A 253-nucleotide genomic window follows, 5' to 3' on the forward strand; every position below is an offset into this window, starting at 1 on the left:
GGTACAGCTAATAAAATACCTACTCAATACGCAAGTCGCTTTGAAGTAAAAGCACTTGAGCAAGACGGTGCAACAGTTGGCCGTTTAGCGGGTATTGATATTGGCGCCGACGGTAAAGTTGTGGCTTCGTACAGTAACGGCGACTCAACATTTTTAGGCCAAGTGGCTATGGTGCGTTTTTCAAACTCGCAAGGTTTACAACAAGTGGGCAGCACAGGTTGGAAAGCGAGTATAGCGTCAGGCGAGCCTATTG

General features: G+C 47.4%; 1 protein-coding gene. It reads left to right on the plus strand.

The genetic code is table 11. The features are described from left to right. Window positions 1-253: flagellar hook-basal body complex protein (locus tag AAEY83_RS17070; protein ID WP_351061039.1), on the plus strand; the 253-nt coding region annotated here is incomplete at both ends.

It is taken from the genome of Psychrobacter sp. TB20-MNA-CIBAN-0197 (assembly GCF_040309765.1).
Taxonomy (GTDB): Bacteria; Pseudomonadota; Gammaproteobacteria; order Pseudomonadales; family Moraxellaceae; genus Psychrobacter; species Psychrobacter submarinus.